20 protein-coding genes are annotated in these 25472 nt (G+C 65.8%); 3 read left to right on the plus strand and 17 right to left on the minus strand.

Annotated features, from left to right (window positions below; all coding sequences use genetic code 11):
• Positions 1-165 precede the first annotated feature (165 nt).
• Positions 166-561 (plus strand): cytochrome b5 domain-containing protein, encoded by a 396-nt coding sequence (locus WC509_05350; protein MFA5006869.1) that lies wholly within the window; start codon positions 166-168, stop codon positions 559-561.
• A gap of 55 nt (positions 562-616) precedes the next feature.
• Here WC509_05350 and WC509_05355 read toward each other — a convergent pair whose 3' ends face one another.
• From WC509_05355 to WC509_05435, 17 genes are all read right to left on the minus strand, one after another.
• A complete protein-coding gene (locus tag WC509_05355; protein MFA5006870.1) occupies positions 617-1099 on the minus strand; it encodes a hypothetical protein in 483 nt (160 codons plus the stop codon).
• The gene (gene msrB / locus WC509_05360) at positions 1100-1540 is read right to left on the minus strand and encodes a peptide-methionine (R)-S-oxide reductase MsrB (protein ID MFA5006871.1); all 441 of its coding nucleotides are present in this window, start codon (positions 1538-1540) and stop codon (positions 1100-1102) included.
• 88 nt (positions 1541-1628) lie between these two features.
• Entirely contained in the window at positions 1629-2873 is a 1245-nt protein-coding gene (locus WC509_05365) for an MFS transporter (protein ID MFA5006872.1), read from the minus strand.
• A gap of 100 nt (positions 2874-2973) precedes the next feature.
• Positions 2974-4371: an MATE family efflux transporter gene (locus WC509_05370; GenBank protein MFA5006873.1), complete on the minus strand. Its 1398-nt coding sequence runs from the start codon at positions 4369-4371 to the stop codon at positions 2974-2976.
• A gap of 36 nt (positions 4372-4407) precedes the next feature.
• A complete protein-coding gene (locus WC509_05375; protein MFA5006874.1) occupies positions 4408-5067 on the minus strand; it encodes a rhomboid family intramembrane serine protease in 660 nt (219 codons plus the stop codon).
• 97 nt (positions 5068-5164) lie between these two features.
• Positions 5165-6898 carry a sialate O-acetylesterase gene (locus WC509_05380; protein MFA5006875.1) on the minus strand — a complete coding sequence of 578 codons (1734 nt, stop codon included), beginning with the start codon at positions 6896-6898 and terminating at the stop codon, positions 5165-5167.
• A 115-nt stretch (positions 6899-7013) separates the two neighbouring features.
• Positions 7014-7901: a metallophosphoesterase gene (locus WC509_05385; GenBank protein MFA5006876.1), complete on the minus strand. Its 888-nt coding sequence runs from the start codon at positions 7899-7901 to the stop codon at positions 7014-7016.
• Entirely contained in the window at positions 7898-9223 is a 1326-nt protein-coding gene (locus WC509_05390) for a family 1 glycosylhydrolase (protein MFA5006877.1), read from the minus strand. Before WC509_05390 ends, WC509_05385 begins: the two co-directional genes overlap by 4 nt.
• The gene (locus WC509_05395; GenBank protein ID MFA5006878.1) at positions 9223-10293 is read right to left on the minus strand and encodes a glycoside hydrolase family 88 protein; all 1071 of its coding nucleotides are present in this window, start codon (positions 10291-10293) and stop codon (positions 9223-9225) included. Before WC509_05395 ends, WC509_05390 begins: the two co-directional genes overlap by 1 nt.
• The gene (locus WC509_05400; protein MFA5006879.1) at positions 10274-12106 is read right to left on the minus strand and encodes a hypothetical protein; all 1833 of its coding nucleotides are present in this window, start codon (positions 12104-12106) and stop codon (positions 10274-10276) included. The genes WC509_05395 and WC509_05400 overlap by 20 nt, the downstream gene beginning before the upstream one ends.
• 38 nt (positions 12107-12144) lie before the next feature.
• Positions 12145-13581 carry an MFS transporter gene (locus WC509_05405; GenBank protein MFA5006880.1) on the minus strand — a complete coding sequence of 479 codons (1437 nt, stop codon included), beginning with the start codon at positions 13579-13581 and terminating at the stop codon, positions 12145-12147.
• On the minus strand, positions 13563-14345 hold the full coding sequence (locus WC509_05410; GenBank protein ID MFA5006881.1) for a sugar phosphate isomerase/epimerase: 783 nt from the start codon (positions 14343-14345) through the stop codon (positions 13563-13565). The genes WC509_05405 and WC509_05410 overlap by 19 nt, the downstream gene beginning before the upstream one ends.
• 1 nt (position 14346) lies before the next feature.
• Positions 14347-16539 (minus strand): hypothetical protein, encoded by a 2193-nt coding sequence (locus WC509_05415; GenBank protein ID MFA5006882.1) that lies wholly within the window; start codon positions 16537-16539, stop codon positions 14347-14349.
• 139 nt (positions 16540-16678) lie between these two features.
• Entirely contained in the window at positions 16679-17812 is a 1134-nt protein-coding gene (locus WC509_05420) for a class I SAM-dependent RNA methyltransferase (protein ID MFA5006883.1), read from the minus strand.
• 70 nt (positions 17813-17882) lie between these two features.
• Positions 17883-19268, minus strand: a complete 1386-nt coding sequence (amrA, locus tag WC509_05425) for an AmmeMemoRadiSam system protein A (GenBank protein MFA5006884.1) — start codon at positions 19266-19268, stop codon at positions 17883-17885.
• Between the two features lie 19 nt (positions 19269-19287).
• Complete coding sequence (gene amrS / locus WC509_05430) at positions 19288-20160, minus strand: AmmeMemoRadiSam system radical SAM enzyme (GenBank protein MFA5006885.1); 873 nt, start codon at positions 20158-20160, stop codon at positions 19288-19290.
• Positions 20161-20274: 114 nt separating this feature from the next.
• Positions 20275-22791 (minus strand): vitamin B12-dependent ribonucleotide reductase, encoded by a 2517-nt coding sequence (locus WC509_05435; GenBank protein ID MFA5006886.1) that lies wholly within the window; start codon positions 22789-22791, stop codon positions 20275-20277.
• Between the two features lie 470 nt (positions 22792-23261).
• Between WC509_05435 and WC509_05440 the strand changes: the two genes are divergently transcribed.
• Positions 23262-24500 carry a glucoamylase family protein gene (locus WC509_05440; protein MFA5006887.1) on the plus strand — a complete coding sequence of 413 codons (1239 nt, stop codon included), beginning with the start codon at positions 23262-23264 and terminating at the stop codon, positions 24498-24500.
• 7 nt (positions 24501-24507) lie between these two features.
• A complete protein-coding gene (locus WC509_05445; GenBank protein MFA5006888.1) occupies positions 24508-25467 on the plus strand; it encodes a LacI family DNA-binding transcriptional regulator in 960 nt (319 codons plus the stop codon).
• Positions 25468-25472: the final 5 nt, after the last annotated feature.

A 25472-nucleotide genomic window follows, 5' to 3' on the forward strand; every position in this document is an offset into this window, starting at 1 on the left:
TCTCGCTTCGCATGCCGGAGACCGCCGCGGAGTACGAGGCGGTCGCCGGCGCCGCGGTCGGCTTCTCCGTGGTCTTCGAGCGCCGTCCCGCCTGAGCGTCCGCTGAGCGTCCCGAAACGGGTTTCGCCGAATTCGTTTTATAATGGATACGAAGAGGTGAAATCCATGAAATCACGCATCGTCCGCAGCCTCGCGCTGCTTGTCGCCCTGTCCTTCCTCGCCGCATGCGGCGTCGAAACCACCACCGCCGCCACCACCGCCGCCACGACCGCATCCACCGGCACCGTCACCACGACGTCCGGCTCGACCGCCGCGGTCACCACCACGCTCCGCTCGTTCACCCTGACCGAACTCGCCCAGTACAACGGCAACGGCGGCTCGACCGCCTACATCGCCGTGAACGGCATCGTCTACGACGTCACCCACGTCAGCGAATGGACCAACGGCTGGCACAAGGGCATGCATCTCGCCGGCACCGACGCCACCGCCGCGTTCGCCGACAGCCCCCACTCGGCCTCGTTCCTCAACCAGCTGACGAAGGTCGGCACCCTCGCCAGCTGACGAAGGCGCAAGAAAAAGTCCGGATTCCCGCAAGGGATCCGGACTTTTTTCGCTTTCAGCCGTCCTTCCGCCGCACGCGGCAGCGGCCGCGACGCACCTCGAGGACGAGCAGGACGACGCCGAGGACGACGATCCCGAGGGCGATGAGCTTGTATGGAAGTCCCGCGAACGGCAGGACCGCGACCGAGAGGGCGATCCCGATCGCCGCGAAGAACGAGACCACGCACGAGGTGCAGCCGTACGTGAGCATTCCGAAGAAGACGGCCGCGGACCCGAGGAACGTGCCCTTGCCCTCCCGGCCGGAGAGCTTCACGTACGCCGTCGAAAGCGTCATCATGAAGGCGGTGAGCCCGGCCATCGCGACGTTCAGGGCGACGTTCACGGCGACGAGCCAGCCGCCGTAGGCCGCGGCCATCGCCGCGTAGCCGCCGTTGAGCCGGTCGAGGACCAGGTAGATGACGGAGAAGAGGATGAAATAGGCGGCCGCGCCGAGGACCATCGGACGCTTCCGCATCATCGCCATGGCTTCACGGAGCATTCATTCCCCCTCCTTCTTCCCGAAGAGGCCGCGGTACGCGCCGTAGCCTTCGGCCTCGAGACGGTCTTCGGGGACGAAGCGGAGCGCGGCCGAGTTGATGCAGTAGCGCCGTCCGCCGCGTTCTTCGGGGCCGTCGTCGAAGACGTGCCCGAGGTGCGAGTCGGTCCCCCTGGCGCGCACTTCCGTCCGCACCATGAAGAAGGACCGGTCGGTCCTCGTCGTCACGGCGCCGAGCGGCTTTGCGAAGCTCGGCCAGCCGCAGCCGTGGTCGAACTTGTCGAGCGAGGAGAAGAGCGGTTCGCCGGAGATCCGGTCGACGTAGATGCCGGGGGCGAAATGGTCGTGGTATTCGTTGCGAAACGGCGGTTCGGTGCCGTTCTCGCGCATGACGCGGTATTGCAGCGGCGTCAGGACCTCCCTGAGCCGACGTTCGTCTTCCATGTCGATCACCCCTTCCATGATAGCACGGATCGAAACGGAATGCGGCCGTGACGCATCGGGGATGGACGCCCGGCCGTGTCGGCCGTCTTCAGGCTTGCGCGCCCTCGCGGCCGACGGCGTTGTAGATCTTCCGGAACGAGGCGCGCATCCGGATCGGGAACAGGAAGATCGCCGTGACCGAGACCAATGCGACCGAGGCGATGATCGTGCGGTAGCCGATGCCCGAGAATTCCGCGACCATTCCGACGGCGAGGCAGCCGACGATCGTGCCGACGTTCATGAGGAGGCCCTGCGCGGCGTTCAGCCGTCCGCGCATCGCGGCCGGCAGGTACGCCTGCGTCGCCGACATGCGGATGTTGAAGGAGGTGACCGCGAGCAGGCCGGAGAGGAAGTACATCCCGACCATCACGGGATAGGGCATGAAGAGGAAGCTCGCGCTGATCGCCTCGATCGCGAAGTAGACGGCGACGGCGATCGCCAGCCGCCGCTTCGGCGGATAGACGAAGGCGTAGTGGACGATCCCGCCGACGATCCGTCCGATCGAGCTCGCGGTGATGAGCCACGAGAAGTGCTGGAGCGTGAACGTCTCGTGGGTCATGAAGTACGGCATCAGAAGCAGGTCGGGTCCCGCCCACGCGATCGAGAAGAACATGAAGAGCAGCCCGATCCCGAGCAGCCCCCGGTCGGTCTTGTAGAAGCGGAATCCCTCGCGCGCGTCATGGATGAACTGGAAGCGTTCGACCGGCTTCTCGTTCAGCGTCTCGCGGATCCGCATCCGTGTCTCGAAAATCGCCGCGGTCAGGTACGTCGCGGCGTTGAACGCCATCAGGATCGCGATCCCGTGGACGTAGGTGTCGACCATGTAGGCCGCGATCGGCGTCATCACCGCGGCCGTGACCGGCCAGATCAGGCTCGAGATCGAATACGCCCGCGCGAACTGACCGTCCGGGATCGTATCCGGAAAGAGGCTCATGAAGGCGAGCTGGTAGACGGTATCGATGATTCCGAAGAAGGCCGCGAGGAGGGTGAAGACGACGACGTCGAAGAAACCGAGGAAGAGGATCAGGGCGACGAGGGTGAAGCAGGTCGCGGAGAGGAAGTCGAGGGAATAGATGATCTTCGCGCGCGAGTGGCGGTCGACGAACGGTCCCGCGAGGAACGACGTGAGCATGCGAGGGACGATGTTCGCGACCGTGAAGAGCGCGAGCGTGAGCGGCGACCCGGTCTTCTGGTAGACGAGGAAGCCGAAGCCGATGCCGGCGCAGGCGGCGCCGAGGGCGGAGATGAACGATCCGAGGGTGAGGATCGTGAAATTCCTGTTCCAGAGGCGCATCGTCCTCCCCCCTTCCTTCCGTACCGCTCTCCATTATACCGCGTTCTCCCGCGGAAACATCCCGGAACCAGGAAAAAACCGTCCGGAGACGGTTTGTCGTTCAGACGTCCGAAAGCGACATCTCGCGGTAGCCGAAGTTTTTCACCCGGCGGTGGAAGAGCGCGATCATGAAAAGCGCGATCAGGGCGGTGCCGGTGTTGGAGACGAACATCGCGTAGCCGAACGCCACCGGTCCGACGCCCAGCTTCAGGGCGACGAGGAGGGTCGGGATGCGGAGGAAGAACAGCCTGATCAGGTTCAGGATGAACGTGACCTTCGTGATCTTGAAGCCGAGGAAGAAGCCGGCGGTGATGACGATCACGGCGGAGGTCACGACCGAGAACCGCTCCCACGCGAAGATCGTCGAAACGAGCGGGACGAGGCTTGCGTCGCCGCCGGTGAAGAGAAGGGCGAAGTCCTCGAGGAAGAACGTGAGGACGAACACCCCGGCGAAGCCCAACAGGGCGGAGAGCGTCATCGCCACCCCCCACGTCGAGAAGGCACGGCGGAGCTTCCGCGCCCCGAGGTTCTGGCTCGTGATCGCGGTCGTCGGATCCTCGAACACGGATGCGAGCGATCCGGCGGCGCTGCCGGTCTTCATCGCGAGCGAGAAGGCCGCGAGCGCCGAGGTGCCGTAGGCGGTCCCGATCGCGTTCACGAAGACGCGGCCGAGGCTGAAGAGCATCTTCCCGCCGATGACCGGCAGGGCGACCCGGAAGATCGGGAGCGAATAGTCCTTCGCGTAGCGGACGTCGCGGGCGCGGACCGCGATCGAGTTGCCTCGGCGGAATAGGGCGACCGCGGCGAGGATCGAAAGCAGTCCCTGGGCGATCAGGGTCGCGACCGCGACGGCGGTCATCCCGAAGCCAAGGCCGAGGACGAACCAGGCGGACAGGGCCATCTTGACGAGCATCGCGACGACGTTGAGCGCGAGGATCATGGCGGTGTTGCCCTTGGCCCGCTCGACGCCCATGTAGACCGAGTTGAAGGCGAGGACGACGGTCGAGGCCATCTGCACGAGATAGTACCCGAGGCCGCTTGCGACGACCTCGTCGGGCGTGCTCAGGACCGCGAGCAGGGGCTTCCAGAAGACCATCACGACGATCGCGAAGACGGTGCTCGCGACGAGCGAAAGCCAGAGCATCGCGCCGGCGTGGCGGCGCGCCTCCTCGTACTCGCCGGCGCCGTAGTGGCGCGCGACGAAGACCGTGCCGGCGGCGGCGATGCCGATGCCGATCGCCGAGACGACGGCCTTGATGTCGTCGAAGATGAGGAGCGACGCGACCGCGTCGGAACCGATGCGTCCCGCGAGGATCGTGTCGAAGAAGGCGTAGAGGTAGTTGAAGACGGCGTAGACCGCGAGCGGGAAGGTGATCGTCGCGACCACGCCCCAGAGGTTGCCGCTCAGGATGAAGGATCGCCGTCGCTCTTCGCGCGGCGACAGGTTCGTCGAATCCATCGGGGCCTCCTTTCGATCGCGGGTCGGGGGGGGGGATCAGGCGGACGGATACCCGTCGTCGTCATCGTCCTCCGGTTCGACGCGCCGGCGGCGCGCGAAGTAGGGAACCTTCGGAATCAGCGCGACGGCCGCAAGCAGGCCGCAGCCGAAGCCGGCGAGATGGCCGATGACGCTGATGTTGGGGATCAGGAAGGTGATGGCGAAGTTGATCACGATCATCCGGCGGATCGCCGCGACCGACCCCGGCGTGTACCAGTGCGGGCGGACGAGGGTGATGTAGAACATCGCGGCCATGATGCCGTAGAGGGCGCCGCTCGCGCCGATCGTGAGGACGTAGGGTTTTCCGAAGAAGGCGATCACGAGGTTTCCGCCGATGCCGGCGAACAGATAGAGCGCGAGCTGGCGCGTCGGTCCGAGCGCGCGTTCCATCGCCGTGCCGAGATAGTAGAGCGCGACCATGTTCATCGCGAAGTGGAGGATGCCGCCGTGGAGAAACATCGCGGCGAGGACCCGGAGCCATTCGCCGCCGTCGGTGACGTAGGCGGGTACGAGGCCGCCGAGGCGGACGAGGTTCTCCGTCGAGAAACCGCCGAGCAGAAGCGTGGCGACGAACATCGCGACGTTCAGGACGATCAGGTCGGCGGTCACCGGCGTCTGCCGGAACAGGCGTTTCAGGAATTCGAAGATGCGTTCCATGTCATCCTCCTTTCGCGCGACCATCGCGCGACAAGAACATTATACTACGAAGCGAGCGCCGATGCACGCGCACGCTCCGGAACGCGTCCGGCCGCGCTCAGGCCAGCGGCAGGCGGAAGGGCAGCGCCGGGATCCCGTAGCCCGAGGCGAGGTTGGCGTCCTCGTTGCGGCTCCGGTATCCGTACGCCACGGCGGCGACCTGCGTCGTGTCGATCCCCTCGATGCGGATTTCGTCCTTGTCGAGGATCGTGCAGGCGACGTCCGTGCGGATGCCGTTCTTCAGGATCACCTCGACGGTCGCGACGGAAGCGGCGCTCCCGATCAGCCTGAGGCCGCGCGCGACGTGGTCGAACGCGATCGTGATCGTGGTCGCGTCGTACGCGATCGAGGCGACCGTCGGCGGCAGGAAGTCGACCGCGCCGTAGAAGAACGCGGTGTAGGCCTCCTTGCCGGCGCGTTCGCCGACGGGGATCTTCGCGACCGGATGGATCGGATCGGCCCAGGCGAACTGGCCGGCGGGAACGTTCCACGCGAGGCTCACGTCGTGGATCGGCACGAGCACCGTCGTCGCCGCGTAGCGGGGGTCCATGAGGACTTCCAACTGGGCCTGGCGGTGGTAGGCGAAGAAGACCTGCTTCGGGTTGGCGGCGGGTCCGAGGGTCGGATCGGCCCCGTCGTAGGGGGCGAGCTGGATCATCGCGAACGGCAACAACGTGCCGTCGCGGTTGAACCCGGCGCTCCAGGACTCGATCAACAGCGGGATCATCGCCAGGGAGGCGTCGTAGACGGGATCGCTCTCGCCCTGGTACCAGAGCACGCCGCCGATCGCGAATCCGAGAAGCGGCGCGATCTTCTGGTTGTAGAGCGCCGACGGCTGGTTGTAGTTGTCCCAGCCGAATTCGTTCCAATGCGCGCGCGAAAGCGTCCATCCGAGGTCGTCGATGCGATCGAGCGCGGCTTCCGAAGCCTGCATCGTCTCCCGCGGGAGCCACGAATGGAGATACGATCCGCCCTTGGCGGTGTTCAGGATCGCGACCGGCATGTCGAGGTGTTCCTCGCCGAGGAGCCGCTTCAGCTCGCGGGCGAAGGCGTAGCCGATCGCCGAGCAGTCGAGGACGCCCGCGGCGGAATCGGCGACGGTCCAGGCGCCGCCCGCGACGTCGGCCGCCGGCGAAGACGGATACGACCCGTCGTGGTCGCCGATGGCCTGATCGAAGATGCGGATGCGGGAATCGTCCGCGGCGTCCGCGAGCGCGACGCCGCCGTCCGCCTCCCGCACGGTCATGGCCATGTTCGACTGGCCGCCGGCGATCCAGACCTCGCCGACGAGGACGTCGACGATCCGGATCTCGCGGACGGTGTCGGAGACGGTGAGGACGTAGGCGTCGAACGATCCGGGGAGCGCCGCCAGTTCGAGCGCGAAGGTGCCGTCGGCGGCGACGATCGCCGCGGCCGTCTCGAAGACCGACGGATCCTGCGCAAGGACGAGCTTGGCGAGCGCGATCCCGCCCGGGGTTCCGGTCCCGAAGACGCGGATCGGCTTGTTCCGCTGGAAGACGAGATGGTCCGCGAAGATCGAGGGCAACGCGATCGGAACCGTCGGCGCGAGGTAGTCGTATTGCGAAAGGTCGAAGTCGAGGGCGATGTCGGACGTCTCGTCCGCGCGGGTCGTGCGGACCGTCGTCGACAGCGCCGTGGGAAGCGTCGTGGTCGTCGCGACCGGCGTCCCGATCGTCGTCGATGCCGTCGTCGTCCCGAGGGTCGTCCCGGGGACGCAGGCGGAAAGGGCCAGGACCAGGGCGGAAAGCGCAAATGCCAGCAGTCTTCTCATGATGTGCCTCCGTGCGCGCCGTCGGACGCGCCGCTTGTTCCATTATACCGCGAAAGCGGCGGTTGCGCGCCTCTGATTCGACGCGAAAGAAAGGACGGACCGGAGTCCGTCCGCATCACCGCGATGCGGCGTCGCGGTGCTGGAGGATGAAGGTGTCGACGGACCCGTCCTCGTGGAGGTCGACGATCCGGCCGCCCTTGGGAAGGACGGGGGCGCAGTAGTCGTAGTCGCCGGTGCAGCGGCCGAAGGCGTATTCCACGCCGTCGCGCTCGAAGGCGAAATCGTTCACGTGGTCGTGACCGTAGAAGACGGCCACGGTACGGCGGCGGACGAGCGCCTCCTCGAAGCCGAAATCGACCGGCGTGCAGGAGACGTTCTCGTTTCTCTCGCCGTGGAACCGCGTCGACCCCGGCTCATGGAACCGGCGGGCGGCGACGGGTGGAATGTGCTGGAAGACGACGCTTCCGACCGCGGTTCCGGCGGCTTCGAGGACGTCCTCGAACCATTTCACCTGATGAGGACGGACGCCGTCGTAACCCCAGGTCGGCTTCCCGTCGATCGCATAGGTCGCGTCGACGCGGGTGTCGAGCCCGAAGACGATCCAGCGCGACCCGACCTCGAGGTAGAAGTCGGTTTCGCCGCGCTCGCCGTCGACCGCGGCGACGCGAATGTTCTTCGCCCGCGCGGCGATGTCGAAGAGCGCCTTCCGCGAGACGCCGTGCTCGGCGTCATGGTTTCCGAAGACGAAGGTCCAGGGGACGCCGAGGGCGTCCATCGCGTCGGAAAGCCGCGCGTAGACGACCCTTGAGGATGCGGACATCGCCTGGTCGCCCGTGAGGAAGACGAGGTCGGGCTTCGCGAACGCGACGAGGTCGCCGATCCGGGCGAGGACGGCTTCGTCGCCCGAAACGTCCATGAGGTGCAGGTCGGTGAGCTGGAGGATGCGGAAGGGACGGCCGACGGGTGGATCGAGCCGGCCGGCAAAGCCGGGACGGACGTTCATTCCTCCACCCCCCGGCGGCGGATCACGTCGGCGTACCAGCGCCCGCTCTTCTTGACCGAGCGTTCCAGGGTGGCGAAATCGACCTTGACGATCCCGAACTTCATCTCGTAGGAACCCCATTCGAAGTTGTCGAAGAGGCTCCACGCGTAGTAGGCGGTCACGTCGACGCCATGACGGATGGCGCGTTCGAGCGCAAGCAGGTTTCCTTTGTAATAGGCGAGGCGGTCGTCGTCCCGGACGATCCCGTCGACGACGTTCTCGTCCTTGAAGGCGGCGCCGTTCTCGGTGATCTGGACCGATAGGCCCGGGAACCGCGCCTCGAGGTCGACGAGCAGGTCGTAGAGCGATTCCGGACGGACTTCCCAGCCCATCTCGGTCCGGACCGCGTCCTCGGGACAGGCGTCGCGGCTGTTCAGAAAGGGATCGTCCGGGTCGTACGCCTGGACTCCGCGCGAATAGACGTTGATTCCGAGGAAATCCGACGGATGGTCGGAAAGAAGCGCCATGTCGCCCTCGGCGACGGGCGGCTTCGCGCCGAGTCGCGCGTAGCGTTCGATCATGTCGGCGGGGTAGCGTCCCCGCAGGACGGGATCGAGGAACCAGCGGTTCAGGAAGCCGTCGACGTTCCGCGCCGCCTCGACGTCGCGCGGATCGGGGGACGCCGGATACTGGCGCGCGAGATTGAGCACGATCCCGATCTTCCCGTCGCCGTGCGGCGAGCGGCGGTAGGCCTGCACGGCGAGCGCGTGGGCGACGAGCAGATGATGCGCGATCGCCAGCTGGCGGGGCAGCGGACCGTCGTTCAGGAAGGACTCGCACCACGGTTCGTTATGCGTGTACCAGGTCTTGACGCGGTCGCCGAACCGCTCGAACAAAAAGGTCGCGTAGGCGACGTAGCGGAAGATCATGGCTCGCTCCGCCCAGCCGCCGTTCTTGGCGAAGGCGTAGGGGAGATCGCCGTGCCAGATCGTGACCGCCGGGACGATCCCGGCGGCGAGGAGTTCGTCGATCAGGGCGTCGTAGAAGGCGACGCCCTCCTCGTTGACCTTGCCTTCCCCTTCGGGGAAAATCCGGACCCATGAGATCGAGAAGCGGTAGGTTTCGAGGCCGAGCTCCTTCATCAGGCGGACGTCCGAGCGGAAACGGTGGTAGTGGTCGCAGGCGACGTCGCCCACGGGGCCGACGATGTTTCCGTCGGCGTTACGGCCGCGTTCGACGTCCCAGGCGGTCCGGCCGCGGCCGCCTTCCGCGAAGGCGCCCTCGATCTGATAGGCCGAGGTCGAGGCGCCGAACCTGATGCGTGCGGGAAACGATCGAAACATCATGCGTCCTCCCTGGCCGCCATCGTGGCGGCGCGGTCGTACTCGACTGCCGCGAAGAGGGTCGCGGCGATCCCGTAGGACCAGTCCCGATGGCGCGGGACGAGCGCATATCCGAGGTACGGGAACAGCGGCAGCGGAATCGTCGGATCGCTCACCTCGGGAAGCGAGGGTCCCGACGGCGTCTCGACGAAGGCGCCGACGACCGCCTCGAAGGCGCGGGCGCCCGCGTCGCGGTAGCGTCCGTCGAGCAGGCCGAGGCGGCTTCCCGCGAGGAAGCCGGAGGCGAACAGGGCCGTCGCCGACAGTTCGCGATAGGTGTGCGGGTGGCCGAGAACGGTCGAAAACGTGCCGTCGGACCGCTGGAACGGGAGAACCGCCGCGCACGTCTTCCGGAAGACATCTTCGATCGTCGCGCGTTCGGGATGGTTCCCGACGGTTTCGAGGATCATCGGCAGCGCAGCCACGACCCAGGCGTTCCCGCGCGCCCAGAAGATCGGCCGGCGCGGGTAGTGCGTCTTTTGCCGCACCCAGTAGCTGTGGTACCAGAGACCCCGGTCCGGATCCATCATGTACTTGGCCATCACGCGCGGCTGGCGCGCCGCGATCGCCATCAGGCCGTCGTCGCCGGTATCCCGGGCGACGATCGCCGGGAACACCGAGAACATCATGATCGAGTCGACCCAGATCGACTTCGGGTAGATCTTCCCGACGAAGCTGTTTCCGAGGTGGTTGACCGAATCCTCGATCAGGCGCGGTTCGTTCCTGACGTAGTCGAGGACCTTGTCGGCGAGGGCGCGGTGACGCTGATCGCCGGTCTTCTTCGCCACCGCCCAGGCGATCAGTCCGGGAGCGGCGGTGTCGCTCTGGTCGACGATGGGCGGGTGCGCCGCGTAATGGTCGCAGTACGCCTTCAGGAACGCGGAAAACTCGTCCGTTTTGGCATGCTCGTCGAGACGCGCGAGGGAAAACCCGAGGAGGGCTTCCCCCCACATCCATTTCATCTTCGGCGGAAACGTGTCGCGGACGCGTCGCGCCAGCGCGACCGCCCGTTCATAGTGACGATGGTCCATCGAGGGGTTCCTCCTTGCGTGTTCCGTGTATGAAATCGAGGGTGAGACGGTGGCCGCCGGCGGCGACGGACATCGTTTCGGGTTTTCTCGGCGCCGACCCGTAGGGGGACGAAAGACGCGGATAGCGGTGATCCTGCCTTACGCCGTCCACGCGCAGGCCGCCCCGACGCGACAAATCGAGCACGGGGCCGTCCGGTCCGCGCCGGAAGGTCGTACGACCGCCGCGGACCACGAGCGTCGCGGCGCCGATCGCGGCGCGGAACGCCGCGAAGGAACCGTACCCGTCCACATCGCCGACGACGACCGCGAAATGCGAACGCCGGCCGCGGAAGATCAGGTCGTGGTCGTCGGCGAACGCGCCGGGAACGTCCGACCGGATCGCCAGATAGGCGTCGCCGAGGCGGCCGATGAACCCGCGCGGGGTCGTTTCGGACTCGTCGAAGCGCGTGCGCGGGACGTGGAAGTGGACGAAATCCTGCCGCTTCCGCTCGAGGTACCCCCGCCGGACGCGCAGGTCGTAGGCGAGGAGGACGACGTCGCCGGTCGAGGCGACGTGCGGGTTGATGCCGTTGCCGACCCAGTAGGAGGGGCTGAAGTTGCGCGCCGGGTCGTCGAACATCGGACTTCCCGGGTGCGTCGAGAAGACCGCGACGCCGCCCGGCAGGGTGGCCTGCCAGAGATGCTGCTGGTCGCCGAAGAAGCCGGGTCGGTATTCCTGCGCCGCGGAGACCATGAAGCGGGCCGTCCGGTAGGTGAGGGTGTTCGCGCGCTCGATCGCGACGCCCTGGGTCGCCGGGTTCAGGATCCGGACCAGGAGCGGCAGAAGCCCGAGTCTCCTGAGGATCGGGATGTCGATCGTCTTCAGGTCGCGGAGGAAGTTGTTCTCGCGCAGGTTCCAGGCGGAGAACATCGCCATCGTCGTCGCGATCGACTCGACGTTGGTGAAGGCCTCCATCGCCCAGAAGTAGAGGCCGAGGTCGTCGAACGCCCTGTTCTTCAGCTCGCGCCGGACCTCGCGGAGGGAGAGCCCCATCGAGTCCGTCACGCGGACCGGCCCGCGATCGTTCGCAATCGCGCGGACGGCCGCGGGAATCCGGTACGACCGCGTCAGGAAGAAGAGCGCCGACAGCCGGGTCCAGTCGGGGTCGACCCGATCCTGCAGGAGGGCGTCCATCAGATCGTTCACGTCCGCGGTCGCGGGATCGCGCTTCGGTAGCTCGTAACAGCGGCCGCTGGCGGCGACGAACCGTCCCTCGAAGGAATGCAGGGCCATGTCGAGGAAGAGCAGGTCGAGGACGATCCCGGCCCGAGCCGCGACCTCGCCGTCGGCGTGGTCGGAGAGGACCGAAAGCGGTGCGACGTCCTCCTCGTAGTAGGTGTTCGAATGGAACTCGTTGAAGCCGTAGGTGAAGCGGTATCCCATCCAGCGGAGGAGCAGGACCCGCGCCTTCGCGCGGTGGACCGCTCCGGTCCGGCCGTCGTTTGAGAACGTCCGCTCCGGGAAGAGGCCGCCGGCGAGGTATTCGCAGGCGGCGAAGATCAGCTGGTGGTTCTCCGACCAGAAGCACATCCCGTCGGTTCCCGGCTCGTCCATCGCGTACTTGAAGGAAAGGATCGACGACTCGATCCGGGCGGCGGTCGGCGCGGACAGAAGGGCGCGGTAGTCGAGGAAGGTCTTGAGGAGGACGATCATGCGGAAGTCGGCGCAGTCGTGGCGGGCGTCGACGAAATCGCACAGGTCGAGGACCTGCGCTTCGTCGATCGGCTTCCCGGCGGCGAGGTCGCGGATGCCCGGGAAACACTTCGAGTTCATCTTGACGGCCATCCCGACGTCGTCGCGGACCGCCACTTCTAGAAGAGGACCTTTCCGAGTTCGGCGAGTTCCGCCTTCTCGACGGTCGAGAGGCCTTCCGGACCGACCCGGTTGCGGACCTTGAGGAGTTCGCGGACGCGCCTGCTCAGGGCGTTGGTGAGGACGTAGCGGCGCGCGAGGAACCAGCCGAGCCCCATCAGGAGGATGAAGCTGCCGGCCATCGCGATCCGGATCCCGATCAAAGCCTCGGGCAGCTGGTCCGGGATCGGGTTCGTCTCGGTCGGGTTCTGGTACCCCGTGAGTGAGAGCATCAGGCCGAACACCTGGATCGCGATCGCGGAGGAGATCTTGCGGATGAAGGTCATGATCCCGCTGTAGGAACCGGTGGCGCGGTCGACGTCCTTGAGTTCGCCGACGTCGACGGCGTCCGGGAAGATGATCCAGCTCACGAGCTGGGCGCCCGCGAAGCCGATCGCGGTGACGGCGGTGAGGGCGTAGGCGCCGGCGATCGGCCAGGCCGCCGGATAGAGGCCGACGCCGGCGAAGCCGACGAGCGCGAGCGGCAGGCCGAAGGAATAGATCGTCTTCTTGTCGACCCTGTCGACGATCTTGTGGATGATCGGGAACATGATCAGCTGGACGCCGATGAAGATCCCGAGGAAGACGGTCGAACTGCCCGACTGGAGCACGTACTTGGAGAAATAGATGATGCCCGAGCCGAGGATGTCCATCGAGATCGACTGGCAGAGATAGAGGTAGACGAGCCCGCGGAAGGCCTTGACGCGGAGCGGCCGTACGAACGCCGCCACCTCGATCTTCGTCTTCGTCTCGGTGATCGCGGCGCGTTCCTTCGTGAACAGGCCGATCAGCACGAGCGGGATCACGAAGAAGATCCCGAAGCCGACGGCGATCAGGACGTAGAACGTCGAAAGGCCGATGGCGCGGTCGGTGTAGGCGTCGAGGATCATCGTCGGCACGAGCGTGCAGACGGCAGAGGCCACCGTCGAGAAGGCGAGGCGGAGGATGTTCACGCCGTTGCGCTCGTGGATGTCGGTCGAGATCTCGGCCGAGAGCGAACTGTAGGGGATCGCCACGAAGGTGTCGACGGTGTTGTAGAAAAGCAGGGTGAGGAGCGCGTAGGCGCCGCGCGCGGCGACGCTCGTCCAGCCCCCGGTCGGCACCCAGAGCAGGCAGAAGCCGATCAAAACGGCGATCGAACCGAAGAGAATGAACGGACGGCGCCTTCCCATGCGGGTGCGGGCGTTGTCCGTGATCGCGCCGACGAGCGGGTCGCAGACCGCGTCCCAGAACTTCGAGACCATCACGATCGCGCCGGCGAACGCCGGATCGAGACCGACGATGTCAGTCAGGAAGATGAGGTAGAGGACGCTGATCAGCGCCTGCGCGCCGCCTCCGAAGACGTCCCCCCAGGCGAAGATGAGCTTCTCGCCGGTTTTCATGCGTGCGTTGTCCATCGTGAAACCTCCTCAGGGTCGATGTGCGGATTGCCAAGGGTGCGAAGATGGGCGATGCTCTTCGCCAGGTCGGCGAAGGGATCGGAACTGTTCTGTTCGATCGCGGCGTAGGCCGCGTGCGGTGCGGCCGCATCGAGCACGGCCGTGAAGTCGACGATCCCGTCGCCGAGCGCCGCGTCGACGGTGCGGATCCCGCGTTCCTCGGCGCAGTCGCGCAGATGCAGACCGGCGAGACGCGGACCGAGCCCGCGGATCCATTCCGCCGGATCGACGCCCGACCGCGCGGTCCAGTAGGTATCGACGACGATGCCGACCGCCGGTCCGGTGCGCTCCAGGAGCAGGTCGAACTTGCGTTTTTTCCCGATGCGGGCGAATTCGAAGGAATGATGGTGGAAGGCGAGCTTCAGCCCCTGGGCCGCATAGAGTTCCGCGAGGCCGTTCAGGAATCCCGCGAACCGTCCGAGCGCGGCCGCGCCGCCGAGGATCGCGCCCGTCGAAAGGACGCTCGCGACGATCAAGGGACAGCCGACGTCCTTGGCGAACGCGGCGATCGCGAAGGGATCCTCGCGGAGCCGCGACGGCTTGACCTGCATCGAGGTCACGGCGAGGCCGCTGTCGACGACGAGGCGGGCTTCCGCCGGAGTGAAGCCGATGCGCGCGAGCTCGACCGCGCCGACGCCGAGGCCGCGGATGCGGCGGAGGGTTCCGGCGAAGTCGTCCATCAGTGCGCGGCGCACGGTGTACGTCTGGATCGAGAGACGCATCTCACTCATCCTCGGTCCGGAGGTTCTCGGAATAGTTCAGGGTAAGCGTGTGGCCGCCATAGGCGAAGACGATTTCGGTAGCCTTGCGTGCGATCGATCCGCCCTGGACGTAGGCGCTCTCGAAGCGGTCGTACTCGAGGTCGACGGTCCCGCCGCCGACTTGGAAGGATGTGCCGTAGACCGCCTCGAGGAGGGTCTCGGAAACGTCGCCGTCGAGGATCGTCGCGTAGGAGACCGACGCCGCGTCGAGATCGACGGAAAGGTCGTTTCCGGCGACGCGGGCCTTGAACGCGGAGAACGTCTCGACGTCCGTCGACGAGAGTTCGATCACGAAATAGTGCATCCCCGGTCCGGACTGGACGAGGTCGTAGTCCGTCGAAAGCACGTCGGCGGCCGAGCCGCGGACGAGCATGTCGTCGCGGTTCCCCTCTGCGTCCGAGGTCGCAAAAGGAACGAACGCGAGCGGATGGCGGGAACGGATCGCGACGTGGGTCGCGCCGACGTTCCCGAAGACGAGGCCCTCGTCGAGCATCGTGAGGTCGACCTCGTCGAAGAGTTCGATCGGGAAAAAGGCGTGGGTCGTCTCGGGAATCACCATCAGCTCCATGAAGCCCGCCTTTTCGGGCGGGAAGTAGATCGCGATCGAGACGTTCTTCTCCTGGACGGCATAGGGGTTGCGGCCGTTGCCGGTCCAGTAGGTCGGGGTGCCGCTCCGGCGCGGGATCTTCGCCGGCTGGGTGGTGAAGATCGACAGGTCGTTGGTGAGGTTGATCGACTGCACCGCCTGCTGGTCGGCATAGCCTCCGGCCTCGTGGGCCTGGGCGGTGTGCATCGAGTAATGGTCGTTCACGTAGGTATAGACGTTCGCGCGTTCGATCGCGACGCCGTCGGTCGACGGCTTCAGGAGACGGCTCACCGAATCGAGCAGCCGGAAGGCGCGGAGCACCCAGACGTTGACGAGCTTGAAGTCGTTCAGAAACTCGTTCGTGAACATCCCGTGCTTCCCGATGTAGGCGATCGTGTTATCGATCGCCTCCGGATTGGTGAAGGCCTCCATCCCGAACTGCATCATGATCTGCTTGTCGGCCTGCCCGAGCAGACCCTCGCCGGCGAGTTCGGAGACGTCGAGCGACTGGCTCGACTTCACGACCTTCGCGCCGGCGGGGGCGTCGAAGATCGAAAGGATCGCGGCCGGCACGCGGTAGAACGGATGGCCGTCGCCGTCGACGGCCTCCATCATCTGCCGGAAGCAGTTGAAGAAGCCGTTGGTCGAGGTCTTCCAGCCGCCGGCGAGGTCTTCCGTCGCGGCCGGTTGGACGACGTAATCGACGTAGTTGCGCATCCGGTTCCCGACATCGTCGGAGACGCGGTTGTCGGAATACATGCGGCCGCTCGAGGAGAGGAACACGTAGTAGGTGCGTGGGTCGCCCTCGGCGTCTTCGCCCTCGTAGCGGTAACTCTGGCTGGCGAGGTCGTACCAGAGGAGGTCCATCACCATCTTCATGCGGTTGACCATCGTCGGGTCGTCGGCGAACTGGATGAAGTTCGCCATCGGTCCGACGTCCTCGGGATAGTAGTTGTTGGAATACCATTCGGTGAAGCCGTAGTCGAAGCGCAGCTCCATCCACGCGTTCACGCGCGCCGCCGCCATCGCCTGATGCGCGGCGCCGGTCTTCCCGTCGACGGCGAAGACGCGGTCGGGGAAGGTCTGTCCGACCAGATATTCGGAAACCGAGAACAGGATCTGGTGGTTCTCCGACCAGTAGCACATCGAATCCTCGCCGCCCTGGTCCATCCAGTACTTGAAGCCGAGCAGGACGCGTTCGAGTTCCGTCCGTGACGATGCCGGCAGAAGATCGCCGTACGCGAGGTACAGGCGGACGAGGGTGTTGACGCGGAAGTCGGCGACGTCGTAGCGCGCGTCGACGTAGGCGATCGATCCTTCGAGCTGCGCGTTCACGAACGTCTCGGTCAGTTCGATCCCCGCCGGCAGTCCGTCGCCGTGTTCGCGGGCGTCGTAGTAGGAAAGCAGGCGTTCGCCGCCGCCGGTGTCAAACGACGTCTCCGGCCCCGAGGGGAGGGGATCGATCCCGAGGTTGACGGCGACCTGGATCCCGACGCTGGCCAGCACCAGGACGAAGACGAGGACGAGGGAGAGGACGATGCGCTTGACGGTCTTGCGGTTTCGCTTCATGGACGGACTCCGTTCACGCGCGCCCTGCGGACTCGGTCCCAGGCGCGCCTGAGGACATTCTACCACAGGTCGAAACGCTTTCAAAGGGTGCGCGCGGAAAATGCGCGCGGAAAAAAGGGACACGCCGGCGACGTGTCCCTCAGGCGCCCGGTTTCGGGCCGTAGTACTGGTAGTAGTGGACTTCGATGTTTCCGTTGTAGAGCTTGCGCTCGCGGTCGGGCTGCCGCTTCATGAGACCGGAAAATCCCGGGTGCGAGGTCAGGATGTAGAGCGACCAGGACCCGAGCGGACCGAACACCGTCTTCATGTCGCGATAGAGGCCGTCCTGGTTCGGATCCCCGGCGAGGCGCTCGCCGTAGGGCGGATTCGAGATCAGGACATGGCGCTCGCCCTTGAAGGCGACGTCGCGGAAGTCGGCGACCCGGAAGACGATGTCCTCCGCGACGCCCGCCGCCGCGGCGTTCCGGCGCGCCGCCTCGACGGCAGCGGGATCGATGTCCGAGGCGAAGATCGAAAGGGGCGAAGACCGGTCGACGGCCGCCTCGGCCTTCGCGGTTTCCTCATCCCAGAAACGGGGGGCGAGCCAGGGCCAGTGCCGGAAGGCGAAATCGCGGCGGAGTCCGGGGGCGACGTTGCGGGCGATCATCGCGGCTTCGATCGGAATCGTCCCGGAGCCGCAGAAGACGTCGTAGAGGACGCGGTCCTTGCGCCAGTAGCTGAGGAGGACGAGCGCCGCCGCAAGCGTCTCCTTGAGCGGCGCGGCGACGGGTGCGACGCGGTAGCCGCGCTTGTGGAGCGCGATGCCGCTCGTGTCGACGGTGAGGGTCGCGACGTCGGAAAGGAGCGAGACGAGCACCTGGAAGTCGGCTCCCGTCTCGGCGAAGCGCTCGACCGGGTGGATCGTACGCAGACGTTCGACGATCGCCTTCTTGACGATGCCCTGGCAGTCGGAGATCGAGAAGAGCTTCGACTTCACCGACTTCCCGTCGACCGGGAAGCGCCCGTCGGCGGGAATGAACGTCTCCCAGGGAAGGGCCTTGGTGCGTTCGAAGAGCTCGTCGAAGGTCTCGGCGCGAAACGTACCGACTCGGAGGAGGATGCGGTCGGCGGTCCGAACCCAGAGGTTGGCGCGGACGATGCCGGCGGCGTCGGCTCTAAAGACGACCTTGCCGTTCTCGGTGGAAAGGATCTCGAAGCCGAGGTCGAGCAGTTCGCGCTTGGCGACGGCCTCAAGTCCGAAGGTGGTGGTGGCGATCAGTTCGAAACGGTCCATGGGATGTCCTCGTACGGATGACGTATCTATGATTGTAACACGAACGGACGGTTTTCCCTTCGCGTTTCGATCAATGGTGCCGGACGACCTCGAAGCGCTCGAGGGCGTAGCGTTCGCCCGGATCGATCCCGCCCTTGCGGAGCGCGATCGCGACCTGGTCTGCGACCGTGTCGACGCCCTCGAGGTCGGGGAGCAGGAGTCCGCTCCGTCCGCCCTTGCGGACGATCACGCCGTAGCGCTTCGGGTCGAGCGCCTCCGGACCCGGGATCGGCTCGGAGGGTCCGAGGACGTCGACGCCGTAGACGAGCGACGGCAGTTCGGCTTCGTTCACCGGGTCGAAACGCGGATCGCGGGTTCCTGCGGAAATCGCGTTCTGGATGATCTCGTCGGCGATGCAAGGGGTCGTCGGCGCCGTCGTGCCGATGCACCCGCGGAGCCTCCCGTCCTTCTTGAGGGTGACGAAGACGCCCGCTGCGCGGTCGGTCAGACCGGCAGGCAGAGGGTTCGGGCGCGGGATCCGGCGTCCTTTGCCCACGTACGCCTCGAGGGTTTCGCGCGCCAGCCGGACGTAGGGATCCTCGCCGTCCTTGACGGCGGCGAGCCGAAGCGTCTCGGAGCGTGCGAACGCGTCGCCGAAGGCGCGGGCGGGATCGTCCCCGACGACGTCGTAGGCGGCGACGGCGTAACCGACGCCGAACGGACCCTCGTAGGAGAGCAGTCCGCCCTTGACGGCCTTGCGGTCGAGCGCCCCCGCCATGATCAGAAACGAGCGGAGTCCACATTCGCCGGCGGCGTCGCAGAGCGAATCGTCGAACGCGAGAAAACGGCCGAAATCCGCGGATGCCATGGCTTCGGTCACGGCGTTGTCGAAGACCGGTCCCTCGGGTGCGAAGCCGTAGGGCCCGTCCTCCTTCAGCTTGTGCGAGAGGTCGCCGCTCGCGATCAGGACGACGTTTCTGCCGGTCGCCTCGACGGCGTCCCGGACGCAGGTGCCGAAGCGGTAGTGCTCGAGCGGAGACAGTCCGGAAAGCGAGATCCGGACGAGACGACAGCCGGGGTACGCGCGGTCGACGAACCAGAGCGGCACCATCGTACCGTGGTCGAGCGTCCGGCGCTTCTCGCCGAGTGGACCTGCAGGAATCCCTTCTTTCGAGGCGGCGGCGCCGATCGCGGACGCGAGCGTTTCGTCGTAACTGACGCGGAAGCGGACCGATTTGGCGCCGAACTGGCCGAGGTCGCCTTCGGCTTCGGCGCCGGGCGAGACATGGATGTAGTCGGCGTAGTTCACCGAATGGGGCGAGATGAGGACAATCGTCTCGGGTTTCAGACGTGCAATCCTTGACGCGACGTCCCCGTAGCCGGCGACGGTCGACGCGATCTTGGCTTCCTCCCCCCTCCCGACGGCGGGGACGATCAGGGGCGGATGCGGGACGATGTAGGCGGCAAGCAAAGGCATGGGGTTTCTCCTTTCGCGTTCAGACGTTTCCGAGGTGGATCGTCGTGAGGCCGGCGGCGCGGCCGATCGCCTCGGCGCGGCGGAGGGTCGCAAGCGGCGTGGGCGGCGTCGCGAACATCTTCCACGCCGGGAAGAAGCGCGTGACGTGCCAGGGGATCGCGGGGCCGGCGGTACGGACGAGACCGTCCGCCACGGCCTTGAGGTCGGCGTCGGAATCGTTCACGCCGGGGACGACGAGGGTCGTCGCCTCGACGTGCACGCCGGCCGCTCGCATCGCCCCGACGACGTCGAGGACGGGTTCGGCGGCGGCGCCGCAGTACTGCTCGTAGACGCGGGAGGCGGGTCCCTTGACGTCGACGTTGGCGGCGTCGAGCCACGGCAGGATCGCCGCGAGCGTCTCCGGCGTCATGTAGCCGTTCGTCACCCAGACGTTCCTGAGGCCGGCCTCCCGGGCGAGCTTCATCGTGGCCAGGGCGTATTCGACGAAGATCGTCGGTTCGGCGTAGGTGTAGGCGATCGAGGGACATCCCGCCGCCAGCGCGCGGCGGACGTGTTCCGCGGGTTCGACGGGTTCGCCGGCGATCGGACGGGCCGGCTTGGGGTTCTGCGAGAGGTCCCAGTTCTGGCACCAGGCGCAGCGGAGGTTGCAGCCGACGGTGGCGAAGGAGTAGATCCGCGTTCCCGGCAGGAAATGAAAAAGCGGCTTCTTCTCGATCGGATCGACCGCGGCGGCGGCGGTGAGACCGTAGTTGAGCGCATCGAGCGTCCCGCCGCGGTTCTCGCGCACGCCGCAGACGCCGCGCCGGCCCTCCGCGATCGTGCAGCGGTGCGGACAGACGCCGCAGCGGACGGATCCGTCCGGCAGTTTATCGTACAGCATCGCTTCGACCATCGTCCTCGCCTCCCCCTCCATTATAGCGCGGCCGACGCCGTTTTCAACCGTCCGGACGGAAATGCGCCGACATGGTAAAGAAAGGCGGGAAGTCCGAAGACTCCCCGCCGCGGTTCACAGGCCGCACTTGAGCTGCGCGTTGCAGTTGGAACAGGTGTTGCAGCCGCCGATGTCCTCGACGGTCCCCTCGCCGCAGATCGGGCAGATGTCGCCGATCTCGACACCGATGTTCCTGCCGGCCTTCGAGCGGAGATGGATCTGCGAATCGGATTCGACGGGGACGTCGCGCTTTTCGACCTGCACGCCGAGATCGGCGAGGTCGAGCTGGACGTTCTGCGGTTCGTCCTTGTAAAGGGTGAGGACCTGGGCGTCGCGACTGCCGTCGACGTAGACGGTGCCGCCCTTCGCGCCGTGCTTGTAGAGGTAGGTGTAGAGTTCCTCGACCTGTTCGACGCTGTAGCCCTTCGGGGCGTTCACCGTCTTCGAGATCGACGAGTCGACCCAGCGCTGGATGATGCACTGCACCGTCGCGTGTTCCCTGGCGGAGAGTTCCATCGCCGAGACGAACGTGTTCGGCAGCTTCTTCCCGCGCCATTCGGGGTGGAGGGTAAGGTAGTGCTCGACGATCGGCGCGTCGACTTCCATGAACTTGCCGAGGCGTCCGCTGCGGAAGTACTTGAAGGCGAAGTACGGTTCGAGGCCGGTCGAGACGCCGACCATCGTGCCGGTCGAACCGGTCGGGGCGATCGTCAGGAGGTGGCTGTTGCGGATGCCGTACTTGAGGACGCCCTCGCGGATCTCCGGCGGCATCCGCCGCATGAATCCCGACTCGATGAACTTCTGGCGCGAACCGTACTGGTCGAGGAACGGGAAGCTGCCCTTCTCGCGGGCGAGCTCGATCGAGGTCCGGTACGCGTTCACGGTGATGAAGCGCATCAGCCGGTCGACGAACTCGTTGCCCTTCGGACTGCCGTAGCGGACGTCGCAGTAGATGAGCAGGTCGTGGAGACCCATGATGCCGAGGCCGACGCGGCGTTCGCCGAGCGCCTGCTTCTTGTTCTGCGCGAGGAAGTAGGTGGTGCGGTCGATGACGTTGTCCTGCATCCGGACGGAGACGGCGATCGTCGCGGCGAGCCTGTCCCAGTCGACGTCGCGGGTTTCGTGGTTCGCCATGTTGGCGAGGTTGATCGCGGCGAGGTTGCAGACGGCATAGGGGGCGAGCGGCTGCTCGCCGCACGGATTCGTGCATACGACCTTCTGGCCGTAGCCGACGGCGTTGGTCATGTCGTTGGCGTTGTCGATGAAGAAGATGCCCGGCTCGGCCGAATAGGTGGCGCAGATGTTGATGAGATTCCACAGTTCGCGGGCGCGGATCGTCTTGTAGACGCGCACGCCGTAGCCCATCTTCGCCCATTCGCGGACGTCGCCGACCTGATGCCACTTCTCGTCGTACGCGGCCTTCTCGCCGGCCGAATAATGGTCGATGTCGGGATAGCGCAGGTCGTAGTCGAGGTCCTTCTCGACGGCTTCCATGAAATCGCGGGTGATCGCCACGGAGATGTTCGCGCCGTTGAAGTACTCGGGGTTCTTGACTTCGTAACGGCCGCCCGCAAGGTACAGTTCCCGCACGCGGTTCGCGGTCGCGGGCTTGAGGCGTCCGGCCGATTCCTGCTCGACGTCGCGAAGCGTCTGGAACATCTCCATCTCGTCGTCGGTGAACGGGATGAACTTCAGCTTGTTCTTCGCCTCGCGGACGATGTCCTCGTCCTTGATGTTCTTGATCAGGAAGTGGAGGATCTGGACATTCTGCATCTTCGAAACGATGAACTCGATGATGTCCGGATGCCAGCAGGCCATCATGATCATCTGCGCGCCGCGGCGCGAGCCGCCCTGTTCGACGAGGTTGGTGAGCTGCGAAAGGTCCTGCAGCCAGCTGACGGCGCCGGAGGACTTGCCGTTCACGCCCTTGGCGAGCGAGTTCTTCGGGCGGAGCGTCGAACCGTTCGTGCCGACGCCGCCGCCGCGGGACATGATCTCCATGACCTCCTGGCGGTGTTCCGAGATGCCAGAGCGGGAATCCCGCACGTAGGGCATCACGAAGCAGTTGAAATAGGTGACCGCGCTCTGCGAGCCAGCGCCGAAGAGGACCCGGCCGGCAGGGACGAGGTTGAGTTCGGCGATCTCCCTGTAGAAGGCCTGGAAGGATTCTTCGGTCTCGCCCTGGCCGAGATTGGCGGCGACGCGTTTGGCGACCTGCTCGAAATAAAGCTCCATCGGCTTGTCCACGGTGTTCTTGAGGCGGACGACGTCCCCCGCCTCGTTCGCGTCGATCGCGATCGGCGCGTACTCGTCTTCCAGACGGATGTGGACGTGGTCGCCCTCGATCCGGGTGACGAAGCCGATGCCACGGGTCGGAAACTTCGGATCGTCCTTGACCACGCAGACGACGAGGTCGCCTTCTCCGAGGGTGATGTGGTTGATGTCCTTCTGGGTGTAGCGGTCGAGCATCACCAGGCGCGACACGCCTTCGAAGGTGCGGGACATCGACGGATCGATCAGGAAGAGATGCGGAAAGAGCGCACGGATGTCGCGGTTCAGTTTCTCGATCAGGGAGGCCGGGTACGAGTGCATGGTTGGGTTCCTTTCCAAGGCGGCGTGGTTTGGGGAGCGGCGTCGTGGTCGCTATCCGTGAATTGAGGAAAAGGCGACCTTTTTTCGCACGTCGAGATCGATGAATGGAGGGTGCTCGTCGACGGTGGCGGGCGTATGGATAGAATTATACTACGACCGTTCAACGGCGACAACAAGAAAGCGCGAAAAAAGCCGATGAAACAGAAGACAAAAAATACGGATGCCCTCTATAAGAGGCATCCGTCGGAATCCGACTGGTGTGCCCACCGAATCCCGTCCGCGAAAGGTCACGATCGCGGTGGCGGCCGGTCCCGCCCCCTCCTCATCCGCATGTCGTCCGTCGCGTCGGGACGGACGGCATGTCGTCGGAACGGGGAGCGCGCGAATCGCCCGCATTCTCGTCAAGGTAGTTGCCGTCTTGAAGAAAATGGAGTAGAATGAAAGCATCGAAACGTTTCGGAGGCCCTCACATGAATCTGATCGAACGCGAACTCAGGCAATCCTTCGACTTCTTCTGGGAACAGGCGAATCGCGATCCCGACAGTCCCGGTTACGGACTCGTCGTCGACGACACCGGCAAACCCGACATCGCCTCGATCGCATCGGTCGGTTTCGGGCTTTCGGCGATCGTGATCGGCGTCGAGAACGGCTACATCACCCGCGCCGAGGGTCTCGACGCGGCGCGTCGGACGCTTTCGACCTTCGTCTCGACGATCCCCGAATTCAAGGGGTTCTTCATGCATTTCACGATGATCCGGACCGGTCTTCCCCGCCGAAAATGCGAGTATTCGACGATCGATACGGCGATCTTCCTGAACGGCGCCTTGACATGCGACGCCTATTTCGACGACGCCGAGATCCGTCGCCTCTTCCGCCTCGTCTATGACCGCGTCGACTGGAACGCGTTCGTCTTCGACTACAAGGGCAACCCGACCTTCCGCATGGCCTACAACCCCGAGGAGGGCGGGGACTACCGCCAGCACAGCCGCGATCCCTGGATCTGGCAGTGGGAAATGACCGCGGAACAATTGTCGCTATACTTCCTCGCCGCCGGGTCGGACGCCGTTCCGGCGACGCTCGCCAAGGCCCTTTACGACGGCTTCCGCAAGCCGCGCGGCAGCTACGCCGGCATCGAGTACGTCTATTCGCCCGGCAACGCGCTCTTCGTCTACCAGTATTCGCACGCCTGGATCGACTTCTCCAGGATCCTCGACGCCGACGGCTTCGACTGGGCTGAAAACACCCGCCGCGCGACCTACGCCAACCGCGAATGGTGCATCCGCCACGCCGACCGCCATCCGATCTTCGGCGAGGACATGTGGGGCATCACCGCCTGCCTCACTCCGAAGGGATATCGGAACCAGGGCGCCCTGCCGACGGACCTGCTCGACCATCCGGACGGACATACCGAAGGCGTCGTGCCGCCGTCGGGTCCCGCGGGATCGATCTGCTTCGCTCCCGAAATCGTCATCCCCGCCCTCGAGCACATGGCGAAGACGTATCCCGCCGCCCTCGGACGGTACGGCTTCACCGACGGCATCGCCCTGACGAAGGACGGACCCTGGGTCGCGAAGGACTATATCGGCATCAACAAGGGCATCACCGTCCTGATGCTCGACAACTACCTCCACGGCACGATCTGGAAACTCACCATGAACCATCCGCTGATCCGCCGGGCGATCGCCAAGCTCGGCTTCACGGAGCGGTGACGGCGCCATGGCCACGATCAAGGACGTCGCGAAAGCGGCCGGAGTGTCGATCTCCACGGTCTCCTACGCCCTCAACGCCGACCCCCGCATTCCGGAGAAGACGGCCGCCGTGATCCGCCGGATCGCCGGCGACATCGGCTATTTTCCGAGCGCCGCCGCGCGCAACCTGAAGAAGCGGACGACGCAGACGATCCTCGTCGCGATCTCCGACTTCGGCGGACCGGTCTACCACAACCTCCTCGACGGGATCCACCACGAACTCGCCAAATCGAACTACACGATGATCGTCTCCACCGGCGTCTCCTCCGAGAACCTCCTCAAGGAACGCTCGGCGGACGGCGCGATCATCGCCGACATCCACATCGCCGACGAGACCCTCGCCAAGGTCGCGATGAACTTCCGCCCGATCATCGTCCTCGACCGTCGCATCGACGTGCCCGGCATCGTCGACATGACGATCGACAACGAACGCGCGATGGCCGACCTGACGCACGAGGCGATCGCCCGGGGCTACCGGCGGATCGCCTACGTCCACGGCGTCCGCGAGACCTACGACGACACCGACCGCTTCGCCGGCTTCCGCCGGGCGATGCGCGCCGCCGGCGCCGGAATCTTCGCCGAATACTGGGGAACCTTCACGAAATCGTCCGGCCACGAGGTCATCGCCGCCCTGCTCGAGGCGAAGGCGACGCTGCCCGACATGTTCGTCTGCGCCAACGACGAAATGGCGATCGGCATCATGGACGGCCTGTCCGAAGCAGGACTGCACGTCCCCGAAGACGTCGGCGTCTCCGGCTTCGACGACATCGAACTCGCCTCGTATTACCGCCCCGGTCTGTCGACGATCCGCATCGACCATTCCGCCTGGGGACGTGCGATCGCGGCCACCGCGGTCGCGATCCTGCAGGGCAAGGACGCCGACGTCCACAAGCAGCAGGGCGTCATCATCCTCCGCGAATCCTTCTGACCGGC

Source organism: Candidatus Izemoplasmatales bacterium, from assembly GCA_041649275.1.
In the GTDB taxonomy this organism is placed as follows: domain Bacteria; phylum Bacillota_I; class Bacilli_A; order Izemoplasmatales; family Hujiaoplasmataceae; genus UBA12489.

Excerpts from the sequence above, each read along its gene's own strand:
- WC509_05350 (MFA5006869.1), top strand. The coding sequence starts at position 166 with ATGAAATCACGCATCGTCCGCAGCCTCGCGCTGCTTGTCGCCCTGTCC.
- WC509_05355 (MFA5006870.1), bottom strand. The coding sequence starts at position 1,099 with ATGCTCCGTGAAGCCATGGCGATGATGCGGAAGCGTCCGATGGTCCTC.
- msrB (MFA5006871.1), bottom strand. The coding sequence starts at position 1,540 with ATGGAAGACGAACGTCGGCTCAGGGAGGTCCTGACGCCGCTGCAATAC.
- WC509_05365 (MFA5006872.1), bottom strand. The coding sequence starts at position 2,873 with ATGCGCCTCTGGAACAGGAATTTCACGATCCTCACCCTCGGATCGTTC.
- WC509_05370 (MFA5006873.1), bottom strand. The coding sequence starts at position 4,371 with ATGGATTCGACGAACCTGTCGCCGCGCGAAGAGCGACGGCGATCCTTC.
- WC509_05375 (MFA5006874.1), bottom strand. The coding sequence starts at position 5,067 with ATGGAACGCATCTTCGAATTCCTGAAACGCCTGTTCCGGCAGACGCCG.
- WC509_05380 (MFA5006875.1), bottom strand. The coding sequence starts at position 6,898 with ATGAGAAGACTGCTGGCATTTGCGCTTTCCGCCCTGGTCCTGGCCCTT.
- WC509_05385 (MFA5006876.1), bottom strand. The coding sequence starts at position 7,901 with ATGAACGTCCGTCCCGGCTTTGCCGGCCGGCTCGATCCACCCGTCGGC.
- WC509_05390 (MFA5006877.1), bottom strand. The coding sequence starts at position 9,223 with ATGTTTCGATCGTTTCCCGCACGCATCAGGTTCGGCGCCTCGACCTCG.
- WC509_05395 (MFA5006878.1), bottom strand. The coding sequence starts at position 10,293 with ATGGACCATCGTCACTATGAACGGGCGGTCGCGCTGGCGCGACGCGTC.
- WC509_05400 (MFA5006879.1), bottom strand. The coding sequence starts at position 12,106 with ATGAACTCGAAGTGTTTCCCGGGCATCCGCGACCTCGCCGCCGGGAAG.
- WC509_05405 (MFA5006880.1), bottom strand. The coding sequence starts at position 13,581 with ATGGACAACGCACGCATGAAAACCGGCGAGAAGCTCATCTTCGCCTGG.
- WC509_05410 (MFA5006881.1), bottom strand. The coding sequence starts at position 14,345 with ATGCGTCTCTCGATCCAGACGTACACCGTGCGCCGCGCACTGATGGAC.
- WC509_05415 (MFA5006882.1), bottom strand. The coding sequence starts at position 16,539 with ATGAAGCGAAACCGCAAGACCGTCAAGCGCATCGTCCTCTCCCTCGTC.
- WC509_05420 (MFA5006883.1), bottom strand. The coding sequence starts at position 17,812 with ATGGACCGTTTCGAACTGATCGCCACCACCACCTTCGGACTTGAGGCC.
- amrA (MFA5006884.1), bottom strand. The coding sequence starts at position 19,268 with ATGCCTTTGCTTGCCGCCTACATCGTCCCGCATCCGCCCCTGATCGTC.
- amrS (MFA5006885.1), bottom strand. The coding sequence starts at position 20,160 with ATGGTCGAAGCGATGCTGTACGATAAACTGCCGGACGGATCCGTCCGC.
- WC509_05435 (MFA5006886.1), bottom strand. The coding sequence starts at position 22,791 with ATGCACTCGTACCCGGCCTCCCTGATCGAGAAACTGAACCGCGACATC.
- WC509_05440 (MFA5006887.1), top strand. The coding sequence starts at position 23,262 with ATGAATCTGATCGAACGCGAACTCAGGCAATCCTTCGACTTCTTCTGG.
- WC509_05445 (MFA5006888.1), top strand. The coding sequence starts at position 24,508 with ATGGCCACGATCAAGGACGTCGCGAAAGCGGCCGGAGTGTCGATCTCC.